The sequence below is a fragment of the Shinella sp. 20P9.1.1 genome, assembly GCF_057798995.1.
On the sequence record NZ_JBYOLC010000005.1, the window covers coordinates 93,400 to 118,924 of the forward strand.

The 25,525-nt window shown below is 62.0% G+C and carries 22 protein-coding genes; 6 read left to right on the forward strand and 16 right to left on the reverse strand.

The features are described from left to right. Nucleotides 1-441: 441 nt before the first annotated feature. A complete protein-coding gene (locus AC27VQ_RS10505; protein WP_488716215.1) occupies nt 442-1,809 on the reverse strand; it encodes a PleD family two-component system response regulator in 1,368 nt (455 codons plus the stop codon). Between the two features lie 15 nt (nt 1,810-1,824). Beyond that, the gene (locus AC27VQ_RS10510) at nt 1,825-2,196 is read right to left on the reverse strand and encodes a response regulator (protein ID WP_010065708.1); all 372 of its coding nucleotides are present in this window, start codon (nt 2,194-2,196) and stop codon (nt 1,825-1,827) included. A gap of 141 nt (nt 2,197-2,337) precedes the next feature. On the opposite strand from AC27VQ_RS10510, the gene AC27VQ_RS10515 reads away from it, so the two are divergent. The 4 genes from AC27VQ_RS10515 to AC27VQ_RS10530 all read left to right on the forward strand — a co-directional run bounded on the left by AC27VQ_RS10515 (nt 2,338) and on the right by AC27VQ_RS10530 (nt 5,956). Then, nucleotides 2,338-2,628 (forward strand): DUF3572 domain-containing protein, encoded by a 291-nt coding sequence (locus tag AC27VQ_RS10515; protein ID WP_488716216.1) that lies wholly within the window; start codon nt 2,338-2,340, stop codon nt 2,626-2,628. 123 nt (nt 2,629-2,751) lie between these two features. Then, a complete protein-coding gene (locus AC27VQ_RS10520) occupies nt 2,752-4,098 on the forward strand; it encodes a DNA polymerase IV (RefSeq protein ID WP_488716415.1) in 1,347 nt (448 codons plus the stop codon). A gap of 131 nt (nt 4,099-4,229) precedes the next feature. Next, nucleotides 4,230-5,543 (forward strand): L,D-transpeptidase family protein, encoded by a 1,314-nt coding sequence (locus AC27VQ_RS10525; protein WP_488716217.1) that lies wholly within the window; start codon nt 4,230-4,232, stop codon nt 5,541-5,543. Further along, nucleotides 5,540-5,956 (forward strand): hypothetical protein, encoded by a 417-nt coding sequence (locus tag AC27VQ_RS10530; protein WP_421590891.1) that lies wholly within the window; start codon nt 5,540-5,542, stop codon nt 5,954-5,956. The genes AC27VQ_RS10525 and AC27VQ_RS10530 overlap by 4 nt, the downstream gene beginning before the upstream one ends. 21 nt (nt 5,957-5,977) lie before the next feature. Here the strand turns inward: AC27VQ_RS10530 and dnaE are convergent, their stop codons facing one another. Then, nucleotides 5,978-9,472, reverse strand: coding sequence for a DNA polymerase III subunit alpha (gene dnaE / locus AC27VQ_RS10535; protein ID WP_488716218.1), 3,495 nt, complete (start codon nt 9,470-9,472; stop codon nt 5,978-5,980). Nucleotides 9,473-9,830: 358 nt separating this feature from the next. Here dnaE and AC27VQ_RS10540 point away from each other — a divergent pair, with 358 nt between their 5' ends. Further along, entirely contained in the window at nt 9,831-10,409 is a 579-nt protein-coding gene (locus AC27VQ_RS10540) for a hypothetical protein (RefSeq protein ID WP_488716219.1), read from the forward strand. A 45-nt stretch (nt 10,410-10,454) separates the two neighbouring features. Continuing rightward, nucleotides 10,455-10,892 carry a VOC family protein gene (locus AC27VQ_RS10545; RefSeq protein WP_488716220.1) on the forward strand — a complete coding sequence of 146 codons (438 nt, stop codon included), beginning with the start codon at nt 10,455-10,457 and terminating at the stop codon, nt 10,890-10,892. Between the two features lie 18 nt (nt 10,893-10,910). Here the strand turns inward: AC27VQ_RS10545 and AC27VQ_RS10550 are convergent, their stop codons facing one another. The 13 genes from AC27VQ_RS10550 to nuoH form a co-directional block, all read right to left on the reverse strand. Next, nucleotides 10,911-11,597, reverse strand: coding sequence for an ABC transporter ATP-binding protein (locus AC27VQ_RS10550; protein ID WP_488716221.1), 687 nt, complete (start codon nt 11,595-11,597; stop codon nt 10,911-10,913). A 9-nt stretch (nt 11,598-11,606) separates the two neighbouring features. Next, nucleotides 11,607-12,908 carry a lipoprotein-releasing ABC transporter permease subunit gene (locus AC27VQ_RS10555; RefSeq protein ID WP_488716222.1) on the reverse strand — a complete coding sequence of 434 codons (1,302 nt, stop codon included), beginning with the start codon at nt 12,906-12,908 and terminating at the stop codon, nt 11,607-11,609. Nucleotides 12,909-12,941: 33 nt separating this feature from the next. Next, entirely contained in the window at nt 12,942-14,270 is a 1,329-nt protein-coding gene (gene proS / locus AC27VQ_RS10560) for a proline--tRNA ligase (protein WP_488716223.1), read from the reverse strand. A 715-nt stretch (nt 14,271-14,985) separates the two neighbouring features. After that, nucleotides 14,986-15,255, reverse strand: a complete 270-nt coding sequence (locus AC27VQ_RS10565; protein WP_313524267.1) for a DUF1467 family protein — start codon at nt 15,253-15,255, stop codon at nt 14,986-14,988. A 210-nt stretch (nt 15,256-15,465) separates the two neighbouring features. Continuing rightward, nucleotides 15,466-17,133 carry a ribonuclease J gene (locus tag AC27VQ_RS10570; protein WP_488716224.1) on the reverse strand — a complete coding sequence of 556 codons (1,668 nt, stop codon included), beginning with the start codon at nt 17,131-17,133 and terminating at the stop codon, nt 15,466-15,468. A gap of 15 nt (nt 17,134-17,148) precedes the next feature. Further along, nucleotides 17,149-17,889: a biotin--[acetyl-CoA-carboxylase] ligase gene (locus AC27VQ_RS10575; protein WP_488716416.1), complete on the reverse strand. Its 741-nt coding sequence runs from the start codon at nt 17,887-17,889 to the stop codon at nt 17,149-17,151. 23 nt (nt 17,890-17,912) lie between these two features. Further along, the gene (gene nuoN, locus AC27VQ_RS10580; protein ID WP_488716225.1) at nt 17,913-19,355 is read right to left on the reverse strand and encodes an NADH-quinone oxidoreductase subunit NuoN; all 1,443 of its coding nucleotides are present in this window, start codon (nt 19,353-19,355) and stop codon (nt 17,913-17,915) included. A 15-nt stretch (nt 19,356-19,370) separates the two neighbouring features. Beyond that, complete coding sequence (locus tag AC27VQ_RS10585; protein ID WP_488716226.1) at nt 19,371-20,882, reverse strand: NADH-quinone oxidoreductase subunit M; 1,512 nt, start codon at nt 20,880-20,882, stop codon at nt 19,371-19,373. Continuing rightward, nucleotides 20,882-22,879, reverse strand: a complete 1,998-nt coding sequence (gene nuoL / locus AC27VQ_RS10590) for an NADH-quinone oxidoreductase subunit L (RefSeq protein WP_488716227.1) — start codon at nt 22,877-22,879, stop codon at nt 20,882-20,884. The genes AC27VQ_RS10585 and nuoL overlap by 1 nt, the downstream gene beginning before the upstream one ends. Nucleotides 22,880-22,886: 7 nt before the next feature. After that, nucleotides 22,887-23,195 (reverse strand): NADH-quinone oxidoreductase subunit NuoK, encoded by a 309-nt coding sequence (gene nuoK / locus AC27VQ_RS10595; RefSeq protein WP_313524284.1) that lies wholly within the window; start codon nt 23,193-23,195, stop codon nt 22,887-22,889. 28 nt (nt 23,196-23,223) lie between these two features. Continuing rightward, complete coding sequence (locus tag AC27VQ_RS10600; RefSeq protein ID WP_313524287.1) at nt 23,224-23,838, reverse strand: NADH-quinone oxidoreductase subunit J; 615 nt, start codon at nt 23,836-23,838, stop codon at nt 23,224-23,226. A 101-nt stretch (nt 23,839-23,939) separates the two neighbouring features. Continuing rightward, complete coding sequence (gene nuoI / locus AC27VQ_RS10605) at nt 23,940-24,431, reverse strand: NADH-quinone oxidoreductase subunit NuoI (RefSeq protein ID WP_023513863.1); 492 nt, start codon at nt 24,429-24,431, stop codon at nt 23,940-23,942. 36 nt (nt 24,432-24,467) lie between these two features. Next, nucleotides 24,468-25,511 (reverse strand): NADH-quinone oxidoreductase subunit NuoH, encoded by a 1,044-nt coding sequence (gene nuoH / locus AC27VQ_RS10610; protein ID WP_313524290.1) that lies wholly within the window; start codon nt 25,509-25,511, stop codon nt 24,468-24,470. Nucleotides 25,512-25,525 lie beyond the last annotated feature (14 nt).

Consider the following 25,525-nt stretch of genomic DNA (forward strand, 5'->3'; position numbering starts at 1 on the left):
TTGTTTGCCGCCCATGAGTTGAGCATCGCGCCAAAACGAAAATAAATCAACGAATTCTTAACGTTTCCGCCAAGACTCCTTGTCTCATAGTTAACCGCCGAGCGCCTGATTGTCTCAGCAAGCGGCATTTACGTTATAGAAGACAACAGTAAGCCACCCCCTGTAAAGCAACCGCTGGATGTGGAACGCACAACCCTGACAAATGGGCGCAACTTCGCACGGCATGATTGCATCCGATACAACGCGTTGAAATCTATCATCAAAAATGAATGGTACGATTTATAGCCAAATTTCGCTACGCAGGCCGCGAAACGTGACCTCGAACAGGGACTGCACGGGAAAAACCTTCCGTAGGGGCAAGTGCCCTAAAAATCAGGCACTTGCTCAAAAAGCGGTGAAGCCTGTGGAAAAAGCGTAGGCAGGGGACCGATTCGACGCGACTCAGGCGGCAGCGGCCACGACACGGTTGCGGCCCGAGCGTTTGGCTTCGTAAAGCGCGGTATCGGCGCGTTTCAGCAAGCCATCCGGGCTGTCGCCGGCAAGCAAGACGGAAGCGGTGCCCATCGAGGCGGTGATCGGCAGCAGGACATCGGTGCCCGGAATGCGGAACGGCTCCCGCTCGACGATCGTCCGCAGGCGCTCCGCAACGCCAGCCGCCATTTCCGGCGTCGTATCGGGCATGACGAGCACGAACTCCTCCCCGCCATAACGGCAGGCGAGATCGGCGCCGCGCACGGCAGACCGCACACGGTTGGCGAATTCGCGCAGCACCGCGTCGCCGGCATCGTGGCCATAGGTATCGTTGACCAGCTTGAAACGGTCGATGTCCGTGATGCAGACCGAGAGCGGCCGGCCACGCGCCGTCGCACGGTCGATCAGCAGCTTCATGTGGTTGTCGAGATAGCGGCGGTTGTGCAGCCCCGTCAGACCATCCGTCACGGCAAGCTCGATCGTCTGGCGCACGCTGGCGCGCAGGCGGTCGTTGCAGCGCTTGCGGCGAATCTGGGTAAGGCTGCGGGCGATCAGTTCGTTCGGATCGATCGGCCGGATCAGGTAGTCCGTCACACCGAGTTCGAGCGCGCGCACCACCATGTCGTCGTCACCCTGCTCGGTGATCAGCAGGATCGGCAGGAAACGCGTCCGTTCCAGCGAGCGCAGCTGCGAGCACAGGCGCAGCGGATCGTAATCCGTGAAATTGGCATTGACGATGACAAGCTCGTAATTGCTCTCCGCGGCCTGGAACAGCGCCGCCTGCGGATCGGACATGCAGGTGACTTCGGCAATCGGCTTGAGGGCGCGTGCAACACGCTCCTGCGAGCTCGCACGACCGTCAACCAGCAGAATTTCGCCCGGCTCGTCGCCGAGATTGCTGTCGAGCCCGTCTTCCATCGAGATGGCGCGAGCGGTCGCCGCGCGCATGCGCAACTCGTCCGTCAGCGTCTTCAGGCGCACGAGGCTTTTCACCCGCGACATCAGCTGCAGGTCGTTGACCGGCTTGGTGAGAAAATCGTCGGCGCCCGCCTTCAGGCCGCGCACGCGGTCGGACGGCTGGTCGAGTGCGGTGACCATGACGACGGGGATATGGGCGGTGCGCGGATTGGCCTTCAGCCGCTCGCAGACTTCGAACCCGTCAATGCCGGGCATCATGATGTCGAGCAGGATGAGATCGACCTGGGTGCGTTCGCAGATCGACAGCGCCTCATAGCCATTATCGGCCGTCAGGACGTCGAAATATTCCGCCAAAAGCCGCGCTTCGAGCAGCTTCACATTGGCGGGGATATCATCGACGACGAGGATGCGTGCTGTCATGATCGCGCCCCAGCCTCACGCGTCGCCGAGATAGGTTTTGATCGTTTCGATGAATTTCGGCACGGAAATCGGCTTGGAGACATAGGCCTCGCAACCGCCCTGCCGGATACGCTCTTCGTCGCCCTTCATCGCAAAGGCCGTGACCGCAATGACCGGGATGACGTGAAGCTCATCATCCTCTTTCAGCCACTTGGTGACTTCAAGGCCCGAAACTTCCGGAAGCTGGATATCCATCAGGATCAGATCGGGGCGATATTTGCGCGCGAGATCAAGGGCTTCCATACCGTTCCGGGTCTGGATGGTCGTGTAGCCGGATGCCTCGATAAGGTCCCGGAAGAGCTTCATGTTGAGCTCGTTGTCCTCGACAATCATGACCTGCTTGGGCATCGTAAGTCCCTGTTCCTCTGACCGGCCTTGCAACCCACCGGGAGATGGATAAGTTGCGGCAAAGCCGAAATCACCCAGCCTGACCGCAGCCACGTTAGCGTCACTTGGTTGATTAAAAGGTAAATTTCCCGAGGGAAAAGAATGAAAAGCCAAAAAGATACACCTGCGGCCGAAACCGCGGAGGCAACCGCCGTCGCCATCCTCGGCTGGCTTGCCGGCGAGCCGGAATTGCTGTCGCGTTTCCTCGCGCTGACGGGCGTTGCGCCCTCCGAAGTCCGCAACGCCGTCAACGATCCCGGTTTTCTTGCCGGCATCGTCGATTTCCTCATGAGCCACGAGCCGGACCTGCTGGCCTTCTGCGAAGCGACCGACACCAAGCCGGAAGCGGTCGTGCATGCCCATGCCGTGCTCTCAGGCCCGTCTGATTGGTAAGGCGGCAGCCTCGAAAGGCCGTCCTGCGCGCGCCTGTGTACGGTCATGCATTCGGCCCTGACGGCTATTGAGACTTGTATATGTAGGTACTAATGTCGCGATGTTCAATATTTGTTCTTGATGATGAGCACCGCCGCCATACGCTTTCCGGGCTTCTGTCGCGACTGCCTCACCGGGCAGCCTGCGAACCTGCGCCGCTGCCGGGCCTGCGGCAGCCCGCGCCTGCTCTATCATGACGAACTCTACGACCTGACGCTGGCGCATATCGATTGCGATGCCTTCTATGCCGCCGTGGAAAAGCGCGACAATCCCGAGCTTGCCGACAAGCCCGTCATCATCGGCGGCGGAAAACGCGGCGTCGTCTCCACCGCCTGCTATGTCGCGCGCATCCACGGCGTGCGCTCGGCCATGCCGATGTTCAAGGCGCTGGAGGCCTGCCCCAACGCCATCGTCATTCCGCCGGACATGGAAAAATACGTCAAGGTCGGCCGGGAGGTGCGCACCATGATGCAGGAGCTGACGCCACTGGTGCAGCCGCTTTCCATCGACGAGGCCTTCCTGGAGCTGAAAGGCACGGAGCGCCTGCACCACGATCCCCCTGCCCGCGTGCTCGCCCGATTCGTCCAGCGCGTGGAGAAGGAGATCGGCATCACCATCTCCGTCGGCCTCTCCTACTGCAAATTCCTCGCCAAGGTCGCCTCCGATCTCAACAAGCCGCGCGGCTTTTCCGTCATCGGCGAGAAGGAAGCGCTGGATTTCCTGAGGGATAAGCCGGTGCGCCTCATCTGGGGCGTCGGAAAGGCCTTTGCGGAGACGCTCGAGCGCGACGGCATCCGCAGCGTCGGCCAGCTCCAGACCATGGAGGAGACCGATCTGATGCGCCGCTACGGCATAATGGGCAAGCGGCTCTTTCATCTTTCGCGCGGCCAGGACGACCGCGAGGTCCATTTGAACGATGCGGCAAAGAGCGTGTCGTCCGAAACCACGTTCTTCGATGATCTCTCCAGCTACGACGAACTCGTAGCGCATCTGCGCCGCCTCAGCGAGAAGGTTGCCGCGCGTCTGCGCAAATCCGGCATAGCCGGCCATACCGTCGTGCTTAAGCTGAAGACCGCCGACTTCAAGAGCCGCACGCGCAACCGCAAGCTCGAAGACCCGACCATGCTCGCCGACCGCATCTTCCGCACCGGCATCGAACTGCTGCGCAAGGAGACGGATGGCACGAAATACCGCCTGATCGGCATCGGTGTCAGCGACCTCACCGATCCCGGCCGCGCCGACCCGCCCGATCTCGTCGATCCGGCCGCCACCCGCCGCGCCGCCGCCGAAGCCGCGATGAACACGCTGCGCGACAAATTCGGCAAGGCCAGCGTCGAGACCGGCTATACGTTCGGCAAATCCGGCCCCGACCGCTTTCACGGAAAGTTGACTTTCAAGACGGCCGGAAAAATCGACGACCCCACCGAATAAATCCCGGCAAACCGGCGTTCTTCCCTGCATCGGGTTGGCACAGATCGGGGGATCGGCCGGGTGCATCAAGCCTTCCTTAAATCGGATGCACTACGCTTGCCGTCGGTTTGTATTGCGTACGGATGGGTAACATGAAGTTTCGCCTGGCGACTGGCATGAGCATACTTGGCCTGCTGTTGAGCTGCGGTACCGCGCTTGCGGGCACGCTCGAGGGGCCGTTGCAGATCATCGTGTCGAAGGATCTGCAGGAGCTGAAGATCTACGATGGCGGCGTGGTCGTCGCCACCTCGCATGTCTCCACCGGCAAGGCCGGCCACTCGACGCCGACAGGCATCTTCTCGATCCTGGAGAAGAAGCGCACGCATTTCTCCAACATCTATGACAGCGCGCCGATGCCCTTCATGCAGCGGCTCACCTGGTCGGGTATCGCGCTGCACGCCTCCAACAGCGTGCCGTCCTATCCCGCCTCGCACGGCTGCGTGCGCCTGCCGAACGCCTTTGCCAAGACGCTGTTCAGTGTGACGCGGCGCGGCGGCCATGTGCTGATCACCGACCGCGAGATCGTGCCGCAGGAGGTCGTTCATGCGGCGCTGTTCAAGCCCGTCGTCGTGATTCCGGATACGCCGCTTCTCTCCCAGGCGGGCCTGCGGCCCGGCTTGATGGAGGCCGGCGACAAGGCCGTCGAGGTCGCGATGACCGATCCCAAACCGGAAATCCTCACGCCCGCCGTGCAGAAGACCGAGCAGGACCCGATCCGCATCCTCGTCACCCGCCGCGGCGACCGCGAGATGATGATCGATTTGCAGACGCTGCTGACCTCGCTCGGCTATGACGCCGGGATACCGGACGGCCTGCATGGCAAGCAGACCGTCGTCGCCATCCGCGCCTTCCAGCTTGCCGAAGGCTTGAAGGAAGACGGAATGGTGACGCCCGAACTCGTCGCCGCCGTCTATGCCAAAGCCGGCAAGGGCGCGCCGCCGAACGGCCAGATCCTCGTGCGCCAGAAATTCAGGCCGCTGGTCGAGGCCGCCATCACCATCCGCAACCCGGAAATCGCGCTCGGCACCCATTTCCTGCTCGCCCGCGACGTCGATAGCGACAAGGGCAAGGCGGACTGGTTCGGCGTCAGCGTCGACAACCAGCTCTCGCCCGCCACGCTGAAGCGTCTCGGCATCACCACGGAGGCCGATGCCACGCAGCCGGACGCGCTGACGAAGACGCTCGACCGGCTGGACATCCCCGCCGACACGCGCCTGCGCATCTCCGAACTGATGGGCGAAGGCGCCTCGCTGTCGATCTCCGACACCGGCCTTGGCCCGGAAACCGGCGACGGCACGGACTTCATCACCGTGACGCGCAAGGTGCAGCAGAAGGCGGATGCCTCGGCGGTTCAGGGCGTGAAGAAGAAAAAGAAGAAGGCGTCGTCGATCACGGTCGTCAATTGACGGGGCAGGCTGTCGCCTGTTTCCAGGTCGAGGAGATCTTCACCGAACAGGATAATCTTCTCGTGCTCTCGCTCGGCTTCGTCTCTCCGGATGATCCGCTCGACACGATCCACTTTGCCTGCGGCCGCCGGCGGAGCGGCGCAAACCCACCTTCCATCGAGGACCTGCTCTATGTGGAGCGCACAGATCAGAGCCTTGCCTGCGATGGCAGCGAGGTCGTGAGCCTTGCCTCTTATCGGGATCGTCTGGAACTCATCCTGACCGAGAGCGGCGCAGATGCGCTTGGTCTTCCCACGCACACCCTGTTTCGCTTTGACGAGCATACAGACTTGCTGGCCGACGCAACCACCATTTTGCTCGCCATGCGACAGGCCGGACAGGAGCAAATACTCATCGACGAAACGCTCCGATAGCGCCTCGCCCAATCTATGGCGCTACACCAGTTCCACATCCAGCACGCCCGGTGCCGAGCGTAGGGCGGCGGCGATTTCGGGGGAGATGCGGAAGCGTTCGTTCAGCTCCACCTCGATCTCGCGCTGGCCATTGTCCTTGATGACGATGAAGGAGACGAGGCCGTCGCCCTTCGTGTTGAGATGGGCGGCAATGGACCGCAGCGGGCCGGAATCGCGGACATAGACGCGCAGCGCCTTCTGGGTCTGGAGCGATTCTTCCTCCAGCGAGCGCAGCGTCTGGATGCGCAGGCCGATGCCCTCCAGGCGCTCTTCCGCCTGCACGGTCAGGACCAGCGATTTTCCGGGCTCCAGCAGATCGCGGTACTGGTTGAGCATTTCGGAAAACAGCACGGCCTCGAACTGGCCGGACGAGTCCGAGAAGGCGACGATGCCCATCTTGTTGCCGGTGCGGGTCTTGCGCTCCTGCTTGGAGGTGACCGTGCCGGCAAGGCGGCCGGCCGTCGCACCGCGCTTCACGGCAGCGGAAAAATCGCCAAAGGTCTGCACGCGCATCTTCGCGAGAAGCGGTGCGTAGGTATCGAGCGGATGGGCGGAGAGGAAGAAGCCGAGCACCTGGAATTCGCGGTGAAGCTTTTCCGACGCCAGCCAGGGCGTGTAGGAGGGCAGCGTGATGACCTCCGGCCCCGTCGCCGCCCCCATGCCGAAAATATCGCCCTGCCCGCTCGTCTTGTTCTCCTGCGCGCGCTGGGCCGCGCCCAGCAGGCGGTCGAGGCCGGCGATCATGGCGGCGCGATCATGGCCGAAGCAATCGAAGGCGCCGGCGACGATCAGGCTTTCGAAGACGCGGCGGTTGACGAATTTCGGATCGATGCGCGTGCAGAAGTCCTCGAGGTTCTTGAACGGCGTCGTGCCGCGCACCTCGACGATATGCTGGACCGCCGCCTCGCCCACGCCCTTGATGGCGGCGAGCGCGTAATAGATGCGGTTCTCACCCGTCTCGAAATGCGCGAAGGACGTCTGCACCGATGGCGGGATGACGGCGATGCCAAGACGGCCGGCATCCTGCCGAAAATCGTTCAGCTTGTCCGTGTTGGACATATCGTAAGTCATCGACGCGGCCAGGAACTCGACCGGATAATGCGCCTTCAGATAGGCAGTCTGGTAGGAGACGATGGCGTAAGCGGCGGCGTGCGACTTGTTGAAGCCGTAGTTGGCGAATTTGGCGAGCAGGTCGAAGATCAGGTCGGACTGCGGCTTGGAAACGCCGTTCTTGACCGCGCCGTCGACGAAACGGGCGCGCTGCTTGTCCATCTCCTCCTTGATCTTCTTGCCCATGGCGCGGCGCAAGAGATCGGCCTCGCCGAGCGAATAACCCGAGAGAACCTGGGCGATCTGCATCACCTGTTCCTGGTAAACGATAACGCCCTGCGTTTCCTTGAGCAGATGGTCGATCGTCGGATGGATCGATTCGATCTCCTCCTCGCCGTGCTTGCGGGCGTTATAGACCGGGATGTTCTCCATCGGGCCGGGGCGGTAGAGCGCCACGAGCGCGATGATATCCTCGATGCAGTCCGGCCGCATGCCGATCAGTGCCTTGCGCATGCCGGCACTTTCCACCTGGAACACGCCGACCGTCTCGCCGCGCGACAGCATCTCGTAGGTCAACTGATCATCCAGCGGCAGGCTTTCGAGCTTGACCTCGATATCGCGCTTGCGAATGAAATCGACGGCGGTCTTCAGGACAGTCAGCGTCTTCAGGCCGAGAAAGTCGAATTTCACGAGGCCGGCCTGTTCCACCCACTTCATGTTGAACTGGGTGACGGGCATGTCGGAGCGCGGATCGCGGTACATCGGCACAAGCTGCGACAGCGGCCGATCGCCGATCACGATGCCGGCGGCATGCGTGGAGGCGTGACGGTAGAGACCTTCGATCTTCTGGGCGATATCGAGCAGACGGGCGACGACCGGCTCCTTCTCCGCCTCTTCCTGCAGCTTCGGCTCCTCTTCGATCGCCTTGTAGAGCGGCGTCGGATTGGCCGGATTGTTCGGCACGAGCTTGCAGATCTTGTCGACCTGGCCATAGGGCATTTCGAGCACGCGGCCGACGTCACGCAGGGCCGCGCGCGCCTGCAGCGAACCGAAGGTGATGATCTGTGCCACCTGCTCGCGACCGTATTTCTGCTGCACGTAGCGGATCACCTCTTCGCGGCGGTCCTGGCAGAAGTCGATATCGAAGTCGGGCATCGAAACGCGTTCCGGATTGAGGAAGCGTTCGAAAAGCAACGAGAAGCGCAACGGATCGACGTCGGTAATGGTGAGTGCATAGGCGACGAGCGAACCCGCGCCCGAACCGCGGCCCGGCCCGACGGGAATATTATGCTGCTTGGCCCACTTGATGAAGTCGGCAACGATGAGGAAGTAGCCGGGAAACTTCATGCGCTCGATGACGCTGAGCTCGAAATCCAGCCGCTCGCGGTAATCCTGTTCCGTATAGCCCGGCGACAGGCCGAGCAGCGCCATGCGGCTTTCCAGCCCCTCCACCGACTGGCGGCGCAGCTCTGCCGATTCCGCCCGCTCCGCCTCTTCCGGATCATCCGTCGCCCCCGTGAAGCGCGGCAGGATAGGCGCGCGCGTCTTCAGCACGAAGGAGCAGCGCTTTGCGATCTCGACCGTGTTCTCCAGCGCCTCCGGAAGGTCGGCAAAGAGCTTTGCCATGTCCTTGCGGCTCTTGAGATAGTGATCCGGCGACAGGCGGAACCGGTTGTCATCCGACACCATGGCATTGTGCGCCACCGCCATCAGCGCATCGTGGGCATCGTAGTCGTCCGGTGACGGGAAGAACGGCTCGTTGGTGGCGACCAGCGGCACATCCTCCGCATAGGCAAGCTCCACCATGCGCCGCTCATGCGACTTGTCGTAACGACCGTGGCGCTGCAACTCGATATAGAGCCGATCGCCAAACACAGCCTTCAGCGCATCGAGCCGCGCTTTTGCTACGGCCGGCTGTCCGGCAAGATAGGCCATGTCGACGGGACCGCCGCGCGCACCCGTCAAGGCGATCAGCCCGTCCGTGCCCGCTTCCAGCCAGCTATAGGCAATGCGAACCGCCTGCCCGCTTTCACCGCCGAGATAGGCGCGGCTGACGAGCTCGACGAGACGCGCATAGCCGGCATCGCTCGCGGCAAGGACAACGATCGACGGCAGCTTCTGAAGCTGCGCCTGCCCCCCGCGCCTTTCGCCCTCGCCCTCGTCTTCCATATCGATCGACAGCTGGCAGCCGATCAAGGGCTGAATGCCGTCGCCGACGGCCTTCTGCGAGAATTCGAGCGCCGCGAACAGATTGTTCGTGTCGGTGATGGCGATTGCCGGCTGCTGGTCGGACGTTGCCTTGCCGATGATCTTCTTGATCGGCAGAGCGCCTTCGAGCAGCGAGAAAGCCGAATGCACGCGCAGATGCACGAATTCGGGCGTCTCGGCGATCTTCTCGCCAACCGTCACTGGAGCCGCTTCCGCCATGTCAAACTTCCTTCCGATCAGAAGAAAGAGCTTAAACGGATTCGGACCCGTCTCGTCCAGACGGTTCTTGGCTTTGCACCCGCTTTCCACGCGCCAAGGACGCGCGGCAGGCAGGAATGATCAGTGGAGAGATCTGAACCGTCAGATTCCGAAGAGGAGGACGGAGAAGCTGGCGACGAACAGGGCGATGGAGGTGAATGCTGCAAAGTCACGAAGAAAATCGGTCATTATGGCTCCCTTTCCTTTTATGTTTTCACTTTGTTCTATTCTTGTTCTCATGTCAACAGCTTTCCACATCCCCTCTGGACCGACGCGTTCACGCGCAATAAGGTCGGCCCAACCCCATGGAGGAAATGAAATGAAGTCGCTTGCCGCTGCCCTCGTGTTTTCGATTGTTCTGCCTGCCGCAACGATGGCCGCCGACTTTCCGGCAGACCGCATCGTCGCCATGGCGAGCGGCGACTGGAACAAGGACGGCACGGCGGATCTGGCCGTGATCGCCACACCGGGCGACGACAGCGGCGACGACAACGGCCTCTATGTCTATCTTGCCAAGCCCGAAGAGAACCGCCTGACGCTTGCTTTGCCGCTGCCGAACAGCATCTGGGGCAACCTCACCATGTACGGCCAGGAGCCGGAACTTGCGGCGCTCGCCAATGGCTCCTTCACCATCACGACCAAGAACGATTCGGTCGGGCGCGACCGCTGGCGTCAGTCGCTCACCATCGCCTATCGAAATTTCGATTTCATCGTCGCCGGCTACACCTACTCGGCCTATGATACGCTCGACCCCAATGCCAGCACGGAATGCGACCTCAACGTGCTGACCGGAAAGGGCAAGACCAGCGGCGGCGCGGTTTCCGGGCAGGCGCAGTTCGCCTTGCTCAAGGACTGGAAGGACGAGACCGCCCGCTCCATCTGCGGGCTGGACAACTGATCGCAGGCACCGCCCGCAGGGCGGCGATACGGAAGGACAATCGCGATGACCGACGAGATCAGCATCGAAATTTCCCTCTTCGTCGAGCACGGGCGCGAACAGGAGGCGGCGGACTTCTACGTCGTCGCCTTTGGCGCCGTAGTGGTCGAACCCTATCATATCGAAGGCGTACTAGCGGGCTTTGCCATGCGCTTCGGAACGATGCCTGTGGCCGTCGCGGGATCAAACCCGCGACGCGAGGAAAACCCGTCCTATGGCGGGCCGTTCTTCCCCAAGGCGGCCGGGTCCGTCAGCGCGATTTTCACACTGACGGTCGGCGACATCGAGCGCACGATGCAACGGACGATCGAAGCCGGTGCCGTGACGCGAGATGTAGTGCAGGTGGATATGTTGGGCCGCCGCGTGGCGTCGATCTTCGACCCGTTCGGACACATCTGGGCGCTTGTCGAACGAAAGGCCGGAACCGCTAAGCTCGCGGCGTGATATCGAACGACGGGCCTTTCAGGCCAGTTCCTTGACGAGCCCGTCCTCGATCGTCACGCGGCGATCCATCAGGCTGGCAAGCTCATGGTTGTGCGTGGCGATCATCGCGGCAAGGCCGGACTGGCGGGCGAGCGCTTCCAGCGCCTCGAAAACGTAGCCGGCGGTTTCCGGGTCGAGATTGCCGGTCGGTTCGTCGGCCAGAAGCAGGAGCGGCGCATTGGCAACCGCGCGTGCGATGGCGACGCGCTGCTGCTCACCGCCGGAGAGTTCGGACGGGCGATGGTCGGCGCGGTGGCCGATGCGCATATAATCGAGCAGCTGCGCGGCGCGTTCGCGTGCCTCGGCCTTGGAGAGACCGCCGATCAGCTGCGGCATCATGATGTTTTCGAGCGCGGTGAATTCCGGCAGCAGATGGTGGAACTGATAAACGAAGCCGATCTCGCCGCGGCGGATCGCCGTGCGCTGGTCGTCTGGCAGGCCAGCGCAGGAATGGCCGTTGACGAACACATCGCCGGCATCGGGTTTTTCGAGCAGCCCCGCGACATGCAGCAGCGTCGATTTGCCGGTGCCAGAGGGCGCGACGAGCGCCACCGTCTCGCCGCTTCTGAGCGTGAAATCGGCCCCCTTGAGGATCGACAGCACCGTCTCGCCCTGGCCGTAGTGCCGTTCGATGCCTTTGAGTTCCAAAGCGACGCGCGCTGCCATGCTGAATTCCTATTCGTACCTGAGGGCCTGAACCGGATCGAGCTTGGAGGCACGCCAGGCGGGGAAGATCGTCGCGAGGAAGGAGAGCGCCAGCGCCATGACGATGACGGTGACCGTCTCGCCGGCATTCATGTCGGCCGGAAGCTGGCTGAGGAAATAGAGTTCCGGATTGAACAGTGTCGTGCCCGAGATCCAGGAGAAGAACTGGCGGATCGACTCGACGTTGAGGCAGACGATGACGCCGAGCAGCACGCCGGCGAAGGTGCCGACCGTGCCGATGGCCGCCCCCGTCATGAAGAAGATGCGCATGATGGAGCCCGATGTGGCGCCCATGGTGCGCAGGATCGCGATGTCGCTGCCCTTGTCCTTCACCAGCATGATCAGGCCGGAAATGATGTTGAGTGCGGCGACGAGCACGATCAGCGTCAGGATCATGAACATGACATTGCGCTCGACCTGCAGGGCCGAGAAGAAGGTCTGGTTGCGCTGGCGCCAGTCGGTGATGAAGATTTGCCGCTCCGCCGCCGCCTCGATGGGCTGGCGCAGGCTGTCGATCTGATCCGGGTTGGAAACGAAAAGCTCGATCGACTGCACGACGCCTTCGGAGTTGAAGTAGAGTTGTGCCTCGTCCAGCGGCATGTAGATGATCGAGGCGTCATATTCCGACATGCCGATCTCGAAGATCGCCGAGACCGTATAGGTCTTCACGCGCGGATTAACGCCCAGCGGCGTGACGTCCCCTTCCGGTGCCACGAGCGTGATTTGGCCGCCGGCGCTGAGTCCGAGTTGCTCGGCCATACGCGCGCCGATGGCAACACCGCCGCCGGAGGCAAAACCGACAAGGTCGCCTTCCTTGATATGGTCGGAGACGGATTTCATTTTGGCGAGGTCATCCGCACGGATGCCGCGCACCAGAGCGCCCGTGCCGCCGCCGGCCGTGCCCTGCGCCAGCGTCTGGCCTTCCACGAGTGGGATAGCCATGGTGACGCCGGGAACGGCAGCGAGGCGCTCGGCGAGCTTGGCATAATCGTTCAGCGGGCTGTCGATCGGCTGGATGATCATATGCCCGTTGATGCCGAGGATGCGCGAGATCAGCTCGGTGCGGAACCCGTTCATCACCGCCATGACGATGATGAGCGTCGCCACGCCGAGCATGATGCCAATGAAGGAGAAGCCGGCAATAACGGAGATGAAGGCTTCCTTGCGCCGGGAGCGCAGGTAGCGCCAGGCGACCATCCGCTCGAAAGCGGAGAACGGGCGGCTCTTCTTGAAGGCCTGGGCCTCTATCGCCCCGCTCGCTGCGTCAGCCATGCTGTCTCCCTGTTTTCCCGGCTCAAACCGACATCAATTGCCGGATGTCAGGCGGTTGATCGCCGCCTCGATAGTAAGCGTCTCGCGTTCGCCGGTCTTGCGATCCTTGATCTCGACTTCGCCATTGGCGACGCCGCGCGGACCCGCGATGACCTGCACCGGCGCACCGATGAGGTCGGCGGTCGCGAATTTCGCACCCGCGCGCTCGTCCTTGTCGTCATAGAGCACGTCGATGCCGGCATTCAGGAGCGCGCCATAGATCGTTTCGCAGGCTGCGTCGCAGGCGGCATCGCCCGACTTCATGTTGATGACGATGGCTTCGAAAGGTGCCACGGCCTTCGGCCAGATGATGCCGTTCTCGTCATGCGAGGCTTCGATGATCGCCGGCACGAGGCGCGTCGGGCCGATACCGTAGGAGCCCATATGCACGGTGTGCTCCTTGCCGTCAGGGCCCTGGACTTTGGCGCCCATGGCTTCGGAATATTTCGTGCCGAAATAGAAGATGTGGCCGACCTCGATGCCGCGCGCCGACAGGCGTTCGCCTTCCGGGATCGCTTCGAAGGCCGGGGCGTCGTGCATTTCGGAGGTGGCCGCATAACGCGAGGTCCACTTGTCGAAGATGGCCTTGAGGCCCGCCACGTCCTCGAAGTCGGTGTCGAGGCCGGGAATGTCGAAGTTCAAAAAGTCCTTGTGGCAGAAGACTTCCGATTCACCGGTATCGGCCAGGATGATGAATTCGTGGCTGAGATCGCCGCCGATCGGGCCGGTATCGGCACGCATCGGAATGGCGCGCAGGCCCATGCGCGAGAAGGTGCGCAGGTAAGCCGCGAACATGCGGTTATAGGCATGCACGGCGCCTTCGCGGTTCAAGTCGAAGGAATAGGCGTCCTTCATCAGGAACTCGCGCGAGCGCATGGTGCCGAAGCGCGGACGGATCTCGTCGCGGAACTTCAGCTGGATGTGATAGAGATTGAGCGGCAGATCCTTGTAGGACTTCACGAACGAGCGGAAGACGTCCGTGATCATTTCCTCGTTGGTCGGGCCGTAGAGCATCGGCCGCTCCTGGCGGTCCTTGATGCGCAGCATTTCCTTGCCATAGGCGTCATAGCGGCCGCTTTCCTGCCAGAGCTCCGCGGATTGCAGCGTCGGCATCAAGAGCTCGACGGCGCCGGAGCGGTTCTGCTCCTCGCGGATAATGGCATTCACCTTGTCCAGAACGCGCTTGCCGAGCGGCAGCCAGGTATAGATGCCCTGGGACTGCTGCTTGACCATGCCCGCACGCAGCATGAGGCGGTGCGAGACGATCTCGGCTTCCTTGGGGTTTTCCTTGAGGATGGGCAGGAAGAAGCGGGAAAGGCGCATATCGGTTTCCGGTGTGACTGATCCGCCCTATTCCGGGAATCGGGCAAAACGACGTTGATTTTCACGCGTTCATAAACGCTTCGCCGGCGGAAAGAAACCCGGCAGGCCACACGGCCGCGCAGCGCGAAGCACTGTCCACCGCTCTTGGCGGACCTGGCGAATGTGGCAGAAAAATGAGGGCGCCAATAACAGAAATTGCGCTTATGTTGTCAATCGAAAAATTTTATTCCAGTGTAGCAAAAATGCAAAAAAAGCGGATGACAACGCCTAACGTTTGGGCTAGTTTCAGGCCACAAAACAGGCAGGAAGTGCAAATTCCAGCCATTTTCGCGGTCAAGTCTTGGGAGGATCAGATCTTAGGCGCGCGTAGACGCTGCCACCGCACAACGGATAAAGATCACGCGATACCTGCAAAACAAGGCTTTCAGCCTTGTTTTTTTTTGCCTTTTGCCGAGCTCCCCTGCTCCGCGCCGCGCTTGCCGATGAATTCCGATCGACGGAAATCCGTGCGCAAGCCCCCTGCGACACTGCGCCTCACGTTAGGCAAGCCTCACTCAGCGAAAACATGCCGATTTAAGGTTGCCGGACAGGCCTGAGTGGATTGTTGAACAAGCTTTTTGATGAAGCGCAAACGGAAGACTTTTCCGTAAAAAGCCGGAAGGGCGAAATCCCTTACCTAAGTGCCGTTCGAGGTCGTTAACCTTTGCGGCGGCGGCTATTCGTAGTTGGGGTAGAACTGCGGTAACGAATCCAGCCCGTAGCCAAGGCGCACGGACAGCACATACCAGGCGCCGTAGATCACCGCGGAGACGAGCGTGGTGATCAGCACGATACGGCCGCCGCGGAACCGGGCGGGTGCGCTTTCCACCGAACCGGGCACCACATCATTCGCCTCGGCCTGTGTCTTCAAGCCGAACGGCAGGACAGCGAAAAGCGTCAGCCACCAGACGATGAAGTAGACGGCGAAGATGGAAAACAGCTGCATGGATGGGCCCTCGTGCGACAGCGGCTCTTTTACGCCGCTTGGTCGCGAAGTTCAAACGGCCAGATGGCGGCGTGCTGTCACACCTCTTCATCTTCGTCGCGTGTGGGAGATGAAGGAAGGGTGCCGGCTTGCGCTGCGCGCCGGCACGAAAATTGCCGTCATCACGTCCGCGCGCCCCGCTTTTTACCAGCCGGGCGCGCGAGGCGAGGATCAGACCTTCGTCAAGAACACCGTGACGACAGGCTTCTTGCCCCAGATCTCGTTGGCCGTGGAGCGCACGGCGCGACGCACGGCCTCGCGCACCATTTCGAGATCCTTGCGGCGGGCACGCGGGATGCTTTCGACCGCACCAAGCACGGCGTCGTAAAGCGTGTCGCCCATGTCCTCGCCCTCGTCGTCGAATTGCGGCAGACCGAAAGGTTCCACTTCAGGGTCACCCTGAAAGTCGAAGCGGCTGTCGAGCAGGATGCTGACGGCGACATGGCCGACGAAGGCGAGCTTGCGGCGGTCGCCGATGCCCATTTCCTCGTAGTCGCCGATAAGATTGCCATCCTTGAAGATGCGGCCGAAGGGCGCGTGATCGACGACCTCGGGCTCACCCGGGGCGAGCTTCAGCACATCGCCGTTGCGCACGCGCGGCACTTCGGCAACGCCGGACTGTTCGGCAAGCTCGGCATGGGCCACCAGATGGACGGCTTCGCCATGAACCGGCACGACCATCTTCGGGCGCGTCCAGGCGTACATCTGCTGCAGTTCATTGCGGCGCGGATGGCCCGAGACATGCACCAGCGCTTCCGCGTCGGTGACGACATTGATGCCCTGCTCGACCAGGCCATTCTTGATATCGTTGATCGCCTTCTCGTTGCCGGGAATGGCGCGGGAGGAGAAGATGATCGTGTCGCCATCCGTGAAGGCGACGTTGCGCATTTCGTCACGGGCGATCTTGGCAAGGGCGGCACGCGGCTCGCCCTGGCTGCCCGTCAGGATGACGACGACCTTGTCGCGCGGGATGTAGCCGAATTCGTCTTCCTCGATGAACGGCTTCAGGCCTTCCATCAGGCCGATGTCGCGCGCGACATTCGTCACGCGCTTCATGGAACTGCCGAGCAGCAGCACCTCGCGCCCGGCCGCTTCGGCGGCCTGCGCGATGGAGCGGATCCGGCCGACATTCGAGGAGAAAGTGGTGATGCCCACCCGGCCCTCGGCGGCCTCGATGATCTTCGTCAGGCTTTCCGAAACCTCGTGCTCGGAGGGCGAAACGCCGTCGCGCACCGCGTTCGTGCTGTCGCAGATCAGCGCCAGCACGCCCTCGTCGCCGAGCTTGCGGAAGCGGGCTTCGTCGGTCAGCGGGCCGAGCGAGGGATCGAGGTCGATCTTCCAGTCGCCGGTATGGATGACCGTGCCGAGCGGCGTCTTGATCGCCAGCGACATCGGTTCGGGGATGGAGTGGTTGACGCCGATCGCCTCGATCTCGAAGGGACCGACATTGATGCGGTCGCCCTGCTTGAAAATCGTCACCGGGATTTCGACGCGGCTGCGCTCGTAATCGCGCTTGGCTTCCAGCATGCCGGCGGTGAAGGGCGAGGCATAGACCGGCACGTTGAGGCCCGGCCAGAGATCGTTCAGCGCACCGTAATGGTCTTCGTGCGCATGGGTGATGATGATGCCCTTCAGCTTCTCGCGCTCCTTGGCGAGGAAACGGATATCGGGCAGAACGAGGTCGACGCCCGGCAGGTCCGGTCCCGGGAAGGTAACGCCGCAATCGACCATGATCCACTGACGGTTGGTCTTCGGGCCGTAGCCGTAAAGCGCCAGGTTCATGCCGATTTCGCCGACGCCGCCAAGCGGCAGGAACACCAGTTCGTCTTCTTTTGCCATCGGTTTCAAAAATTCCTATCCAAAAAACACATCGCCGGCCGCGATCAACCGCGTGCCGCCATCATCCGTCTCCAACTTGAGGAGACCTGTATCATCAATTCCGGAAAAGCGCCCGGAAATAGAACGGTCGGGAAGGTTGACCGTTATGTTTTCCCCGACGCCGCCCGCCACCTGTTTCCAGCGTTCCATGATGGCGGCAATGCCGCGCCCGCGGTTCCACAAGGACAGCGTCGCGGCCATCGACTGGAAGAGATAGGCGAAGAGTTCTTCAGGGGAAGAGGATGCGCCGAAATCGCGCAGCGTCGCCACGGGATAGAGGCCGGCATCCGGCGCCACGGCAACATTGATGCCGATGCCGATGACGAGGCCGTGCCGGCCATCCGGTAGTGTCTCGCCCTCGATCAGGATGCCGCAGATCTTGCGGCGCTCCACGAGGATATCGTTCGGCCACTTGATCAGCACCTCAGGCGCGTTGAGCGGCATGACCCGGCTGACGGCATCCTGCACGGCGACCGCCACCGCGAGCGGCAGGGAACCGAGCCGTTCCATCGGCGCGGCATCGATCAGCAGCAGCGAGGCATAGAGATTGCCGGGTTCGGAGAACCACGCGCGCCCGCGCCGGCCGCGCCCACCCGTCTGGCGATCGGCGGTGATCCAAAGACCGGAAAGCGCGCCCTTTCGGGCGCGCTCCAGGCATTCCGTATTGGTCGAGCCGACCTCGGCCAGCGCCTCATGCCGGAAGTCGTCGAGCGACATCAGGCCGGCACTATCGGACCTGCTCAAAAGAAGGTCCGCGCCGCAGCTTCGGCCGCATTGCCGATCGGGCCGCCGATCAGCACGTAACCGAGAACGAACAGGCCGGAGAGGCCGAAGACCAGCTTCAGCTCACCTGCCGTGCGGGCGAATTCGCCGGCCGCCTCATCGAACCACATCACCTTGATGACACGCAGGTAGTAGTAGGCGCCAACGACCGAGGAGAGCACACCGATGATGGCGAGTGCATAAAGCTGCGCCTCGATGGCCGCCATGAAGACGAAGTACTTGGCGAAGAAGCCTGCCATCGGCGGGATGCCGGCGAGCGAGAACATCAGGATCGTCAGGACGGTCGCCATGAAGGGGTTGGTCGAGGAGAGACCGGCGAGATCGCTGATCTCCTCGACATTCTCCCCGTCCTTGCGGCGCATCGCGAGGATGATCGCGAAGGTGCCGAGCGTCATGACCATGTAGATGAGCATGTAGAGCGCCACGCCGCGCACGCCGGCCATGGAGCCGGAGGCGAGGCCGACAAGCGCATAGCCCATATGACCGATCGACGAATATGCCATCAGGCGCTTGATGTTCTTCTGGCCGATGGCCGCGAAGGAACCGAGCAGCATGGAGGCAATCGAGATGAAGACGATGACCTGCTGCCAGTCGGCGACGACCGGCTGGAAGGCCTCGATGACGATACGCACCAGCATGGCCATGGCGGCGACCTTCGGCGCCGCGGCGAAGAACGCCGTGACCGGGGTCGGCGCGCCTTCATAGACGTCCGGCGTCCACATGTGGAACGGCACGGCCGAGATCTTGAAGGCGAGGCCGGCAAGGATGAACACCAGGCCGAAGACGAGGCCGAGCGAACGGCCCTCGGCGGTTAGTGCGGCCGCGATGTCCTGGAAGCCGATATGGCCGGTGAAGCCATAGACCAGCGACATGCCGTAGAGCAGCATGCCCGAGGAAAGCGCACCGAGCACGAAGTACTTCAGGCCGGCTTCCGTCGAACGCAGGCTGTCGCGGTTGATCGCGGCGACCACGTAGAGGGCGAGCGACTGGAGTTCCAGCGCGAGGTAGAGCGACAGCAGGCTGTTGGCCGAGATCATCAGCAGCATGCCGAGCGTCGAGAGCACGATCAGCACCGGGAACTCGAAGCGGTCGAGCTGCTGCGAGCGGGCGTGGCCGACGGTCATCACCATGGCGGTAATGGAGCCGATGAGCGCCAGCACCTTCATGAACTTGGCGAAGGCATCCGACACGAAGGCGCCGCCATAGGCCTGGCCTTCGCCGGTCGCAAGCACCAGCCAGAGGCCGGCGATGATGAGGACGGCGACGGCAAGGCCGATCACGGTGGTGCCCGAGCGCTCGCCCGAGAACACACCGATCATCAGCAGGACCAGGGCGCCGACGGCGAGAATGATCTCGGGCGTCGAGAGCTGAAGGCTGGCAAGGAGAGTATCAGCGGTCATGTCTTGGTCCCGTCCTCAGTTCGCCGTGAGCGCAACGGATTGCGCCGCTTGCAGAGCCGCGGAGTATTGATTGAGAAGCGCGTCGACCGAGGCCGCCGTCACATCGAAGACCGGTGCCGGATAGACACCGAAGAAGATCGTCAGGATCACCAGCGGATAGAGCAGCGCCTTTTCACGGCCCGACAGGTCGAGCAGCGACTTCAGGCTTTCCTTCTCCAGCGCACCGAAGATCACGCGGCGGTAAAGCCACAGCGCATAGGAGGCCGAGAGGATGACGCCCGTCGTGGCGAAGAAGGCGACCCAGGTGTTGGCGCGGAAGGCGCCGACCAGCGTCATGATTTCGCCGACGAAGCCGGAGGTGCCGGGAAGACCGACATTCGCCATGGTGAAGATCATGAAGGCGACGGCGTATTTCGGCATATTGTTGACGAGACCGCCATAAGCCGCGATTTCGCGGGTGTGCAGACGGTCATAGACCACGCCCACGCAGAGGAAGAGCGCGCCGGAGACGATGCCGTGCGACAGCATCTGGAAGATGGCGCCCTGCAGGCCCTGCATGTTCGCCGCGAAGATGCCCATGGTGACGTAGCCCATATGGGCAACCGACGAATAGGCGATCAGCTTCTTGATGTCGTCCTGCATCAGCGCCACCAGCGAGGTGTAGATGATGGCGATGACCGACAGCGTGAAGACGAAGGGCGCGAAATAGTCGGATGCCAGCGGGAACATGGCGAGCGAGAAACGGATGAAACCGTAGCCGCCAAGCTTCAGCAGCACGCCGGCCAGGATGACCGAGCCGGCCGTCGGCGCCTGGACGTGCGCGTCGGGAAGCCAGGTGTGGACCGGCCACATCGGCATCTTCACCGCGAAGGACGCGAAGAAGGCGAGCCACAGCCAGGTCTGCATATGGGCCGGGAAGTTGTAAGCGAGCAGTTCCGTGATGTCGGTCGTGCCGGCCTGCCAGTACATCGCCATGATGGCGAGCAGCATCAGAACCGAACCGAGCAGCGTGTAGAGGAAGAATTTATAGGACGCGTAGACGCGATCCTTGCCGCCCCATACGCCGATGATGATGAACATCGGAATGAGGCCCGCTTCGAAGAAGACGTAGAAGAGAACGATATCGAGCGACACGAAGACGCCAACCATGAACACTTCCAGAAGCAGGAAGGCGATCATGTATTCCTTCAGGCGCTTCTCGACCGAATGCCAGCTTGCGAGCACGCAGAACGGCATCAGGAAGGTCGAGAGGATGACGAACAGCATGGAGATGCCGTCGACGCCGAGATGGTAGGCGATGCCGGTGCCGAGCCATTCATGCTTCTCGGTCATCTGGAAGCCCGGGTTCGAATAATCGAAGCCGATCCAGATGAAGAGGGAGAGCAGGAAGGTCACGATCGTCGTCAGCATCGCGACATTCAGGATGTTGCGGCGGCCGTACGGACTGTCCTCACGGGTCAGCAGCAGAAGCGCCACGCCGACGAGCGGGAGAAAGGTGACCGCTGAAAGAATGGGCCAATCGGTCATCAGAGGGAGCTCCCGAGCATCATCCAGGTAACGAGTGCTGCAATACCCAGCAGCATCGCGAATGCGTAGTGATAGAGGTAACCGGTCTGCAGGCGCACGACGCGGTCGGTGACGTCGACGACGCGGGCGGCGATGCCGTTCGGGCCGAGACCGTCGATGACGGCGCCGTCACCCTTCTTCCACAGCGTCTTGCCGAGCCACATGGCGGGACGGACGAAGAGGAAATCGTAGAGTTCGTCGAAGTACCACTTGTTGAGCAGGAACTGGTAGAGGCCGCGGTGCTGCTCGGCGAGGTACTTCGGCGTTTCCGGCGAACGGATGTACATGTACCAGGCGGTGACGAAGCCGATGGCCATGGCTGCAAACGGGCTCCACTTCACCCAGAGCGGGACGTGGTGATACTCGTTGACCAGCTCGTTTTCCGGCAGCGTGAACAGCGCACCCTGCCAGAATTCGGCATAGTGGTGACCGTAGAAATACTCCACGAAGAAGTAACCGGCCAGAACGGCGCCCGCACCGAGAAGGTAGAGCGGGACGAGCATGACGGCGGGCGATTCATGCACGTGGTGCATGACGTCGGCCGAAGCGCGCGGCTTGCCGAAGAAGGTCATGAAGGCCAGGCGCCACGAGTAGAAGCTCGTGAACAGCGCGGCGATGACCAGCAGCGTGAAGGCGAAGCCGGCAAGCGGGCTGTGCGACGCGAAGGTCGATTCGATGATTGCATCCTTCGAGAAGAAGCCGGCAAAGCCGATGACGGTGCCCGGAATGCCGACGCCGGTGAGCGCCAGCGTGCCGATCGTCATCATCCAGAAGGTCACGGGGATGTGCTTGCGCAGGCCACCCATGTAACGCATGTCCTGCTCGCCATCGACGGCGTGGATGACGGAACCGGCACCCAGGAACAGCAGCGCCTTGAAGAAGGCGTGCGTGAAGAGGTGGAAGATCGCCGCGCCATAGGCACCGATGCCGAGCGCCACGAACATGTAGCCGAGCTGCGAGCAGGTCGAATAGGCGATGACGCGCTTGATGTCGTTCTGCACGAGGCCGACCGTCGCCGCGAAGAAGGCGGTGATGGCGCCGACCAGCGTCACGACCATCAGAGCGGTGTGCGACAGTTCGAACAGCGGCGACATGCGAGCGACGAGGAAGACGCCGGCGGTGACCATGGTTGCGGCATGGATGAGCGCCGAAACTGGGGTCGGGCCTTCCATGGCGTCCGGCAGCCAGGTGTGCAGCAGGAACTGCGCCGACTTGCCCATCGCGCCCATGAAGAGCAGCAGGCAGGTGGCGGTGAGCGCCTGCGACTTGTCGAGCGTCATGCCGAAGAGGTTGATGACGGGTGCGGTCGCATCCGCAGCGCCTTCAGCCGGCAGGTAGGTCGCGGCGGTCGCGAAGATCGTTTCGAAATTGATCGAGCCGAACAGCACGAAAACCGAGAAGATGCCGAGCGCGAAGCCGAAGTCGCCGACGCGGTTGACGATGAAGGCCTTCATGGCGGCAGCGCAGGCCGACGGCTTCTTGTACCAGAAGCCGATCAGCAGATAGGATGCGAGACCCACGCCTTCCCAGCCGAAGAACATCTGAAGCAGATTGTCCGACGTCACCAGCATCAGCATGGCGAAGGTGAAGAGCGACAGGTACGCGAAGAAGCGCGGCCGATGCGGGTCGTGGTGCATGTAGCCGATCGAATAGACATGCACGAGCGTCGAGACCGAATTGACGACGACGAGCATGACGGCCGTCAGCGTATCAACGCGGAAGGCCCATTCGACGTCGAAGCCGCCGGACTGGATCCAGCGCAGCACGCTGACCTTGAGCATCTCCGTTTCGCCCATGGCCACGTCGAAGAAGACGATCCAGGACAGAACGGCCGCGATGATCATGAAGCCGGACGTGATATATTCCGACGCCTTGGCGCCGATCGTGTTGCCGCCGATGCCGGCGATCAGGAAGCCGGTGAGCGGGAGGAAGACGATTGCCTTTATGATGGTATCCATGACCCGATCAGCCCTTCATCATATTGACGTCTTCGACGGCGATCGAACCGCGGTTGCGGTAGAAGACGACGAGAATTGCAAGACCGATGGCCGCTTCCGCAGCCGCGACGGTCAGAATGAACAGCGCGAAAACCTGGCCGACGATGTCGTTCAGGAAGTGCGAGAACGCCACCATGTTGATGTTGACCGACAGCAGGATCAGTTCGATCGACATCAGGATGACGATGACATTCTTCCGGTTCAGGAAGATGCCGAAAATGCCAAGCGTGAAGAGGATGGCGCTGACGGTGAGATAGTGGGAAATACCGATTTCCATTTTTCTTTATCCTTGGTCCCGCGCTGCCTCAGATGCCCTGACCGGGCTTCACCTTGACCACCTCGACGGCGGTTTCCGGCGTGCGGGCAACCTGCTGCGAGATGTTCTGGCGCTTGATATTCGGCTTGTGGCGCAGCGTCAGCACGATCGCGCCGATCATGGCGACGAGCAGCACGAGGCCGGCAATCTGGAAGAAGTAGACGTAGTTCGTATAGAGCACGTCGCCGAGGGCGGCGGTGTTCTGGCGTTCCGCGATCGGCGGGATCGGCATCGAGGCATTGGCGGCTATCTCAGGCGAGAGCGTCGAGCCGCCAACGACGACGACCAGTTCGATCGCCAGGATAATACCGATCAGCGCGCCGACCGGCGCATATTCAAGGGCGCCAGCCCTCAATTCGGCAAAATCGATGTCGAGCATCATGACGACGAAGAGGAAGAGAACCGCGACGGCGCCGACATAGACGACCAGCAGGATCATCGCCAGGAACTCGGCGCCCGTCAGAAGGAACAGGCCCGCCGAATTGAAGAAGGTGAGGATCAGGAACAGCACGGAATAGACCGGGTTCCTGGACGCGATCACCATGAAGGCGGACGCCACCGCCACGAAGGCGAAGATATAGAAGAATAGAGCCTGCAGACCCATTTTGGTGCCTTTTCGTCTTCCCCGGAGAAGGTCCCCCTCCCCCGTCGAAGCCTGACGAACGCACTCGTCAGGCACTTGAAGTTCAGTATGCCCTCCGCCGATCAGCGGTAAGGCGAATCCATAGCGATGTTGCGGGCGATTTCCCGCTCCCAGCGATCGCCGTTCTCGAGGAGCTTCTGCTTGTCGTAGTAGAGCTCTTCGCGCGTCTCAGTCGAGAACTCGAAGTTCGGACCTTCGACGATGGCGTCGACCGGGCAGGCTTCCTGGCAGAAGCCGCAATAGATGCATTTCACCATGTCGATGTCGTAACGCACCGTGCGGCGCGTACCGTCGTTGCGGCGGGGACCCGCCTCGATGGTGATGGCCTGGGCAGGACAGATCGCCTCGCACAACTTGCAGGCGATGCAGCGCTCTTCACCGTTGGGGTAACGGCGCAGCGCATGCTCGCCGCGGAAGCGCGGAGAGACCGGGCCCTTTTCGAAGGGATAGTTCACCGTTGCCTTCGGGCGGAAGAAGTAGCGCATCGACAGGAAGAACGCGCCGACGAATTCCTTGAGGAACAGCGAGTTTACGGCTTGCGAGAGACTAGCCATTTCAAGCTCCAATGCTGCTGAGGCGGGGCGCGATCGTCATGCAGTCCCCATGAGCTTCAGCACGAATGCGGTAATGACGACCATGGCGAGCGAGATCGGAAGGAAAACCTTCCAGCCGAGACGCATGAGCTGGTCGTAGCGGTAGCGCGGCACGAAGGCCTTCACCATCGCGAACATGAAGAAGACGAAGAGGCCCTTGATGACGAACCACACGATGCCCGGAACCCAGTTGAGGAACCAGACGTCGACCGGAGGCAGCCAGCCGCCGAGGAAGAGGATCGTGGTCAGCGCGCACATCAGGCAGATGGCGGCATATTCGCCGAGCATGAACATCATGTACGGGGTCGAGCCGTATTCGACCATGAAGCCGGCGACGAGTTCGGATTCGGCTTCCGGAAGATCGAAGGGCGGGCGGTTCGTTTCGGCAAGCGCCGAAATGAAGAACACGATGAACATCGGGAACAGCGACAGCCAGTGCCAGTCGAGGAAGGAGGCCGGCAGACCGAGGCGCGTGCCGAGGCCGTCATGCTGCGCATAGACGATGTCGGAGAGGTTCAGCGAACCGACGCAGAGCAGGACGGTGACGATGACGAAACCGATCGACACTTCGTAGGAGACCATCTGTGCCGCGGAGCGCAGCGCGCCGAGGAACGGGTATTTCGAGTTCGAAGCCCAGCCGCCCATGATGATGCCGTACACTTCAAGCGAGGAGATCGCGAAGATGTAGAGGATGCCGACATTGATATTGGCGATCATCCAGCCGTCGTTGACCGGCACGACCGCCCATGTGGCGAGCGCCAGCGTCACCGAGACGAGCGGTGCGAGCAGGAAGATCACCTTGTTGGCCGTCGCCGGGATGACCGGCTCCTTGAAGACGAACTTCAAGAGGTCGGCGAAGGACTGGAAGAGACCCCAGGGACCGACGACGTTCGGGCCGCGGCGCAGCTGCACGGCCGCCCAGATCTTGCGGTCGGCCAGAAGAATGAAGGCGATGGACACCAGGAGCAGAACCAGCAGCAGAAGCGACTGGCCGATCATGATGGCCGCAGGCCAAACGTAGGTCGAAATGAAAGCGTCCATACCGTCTTATTCCT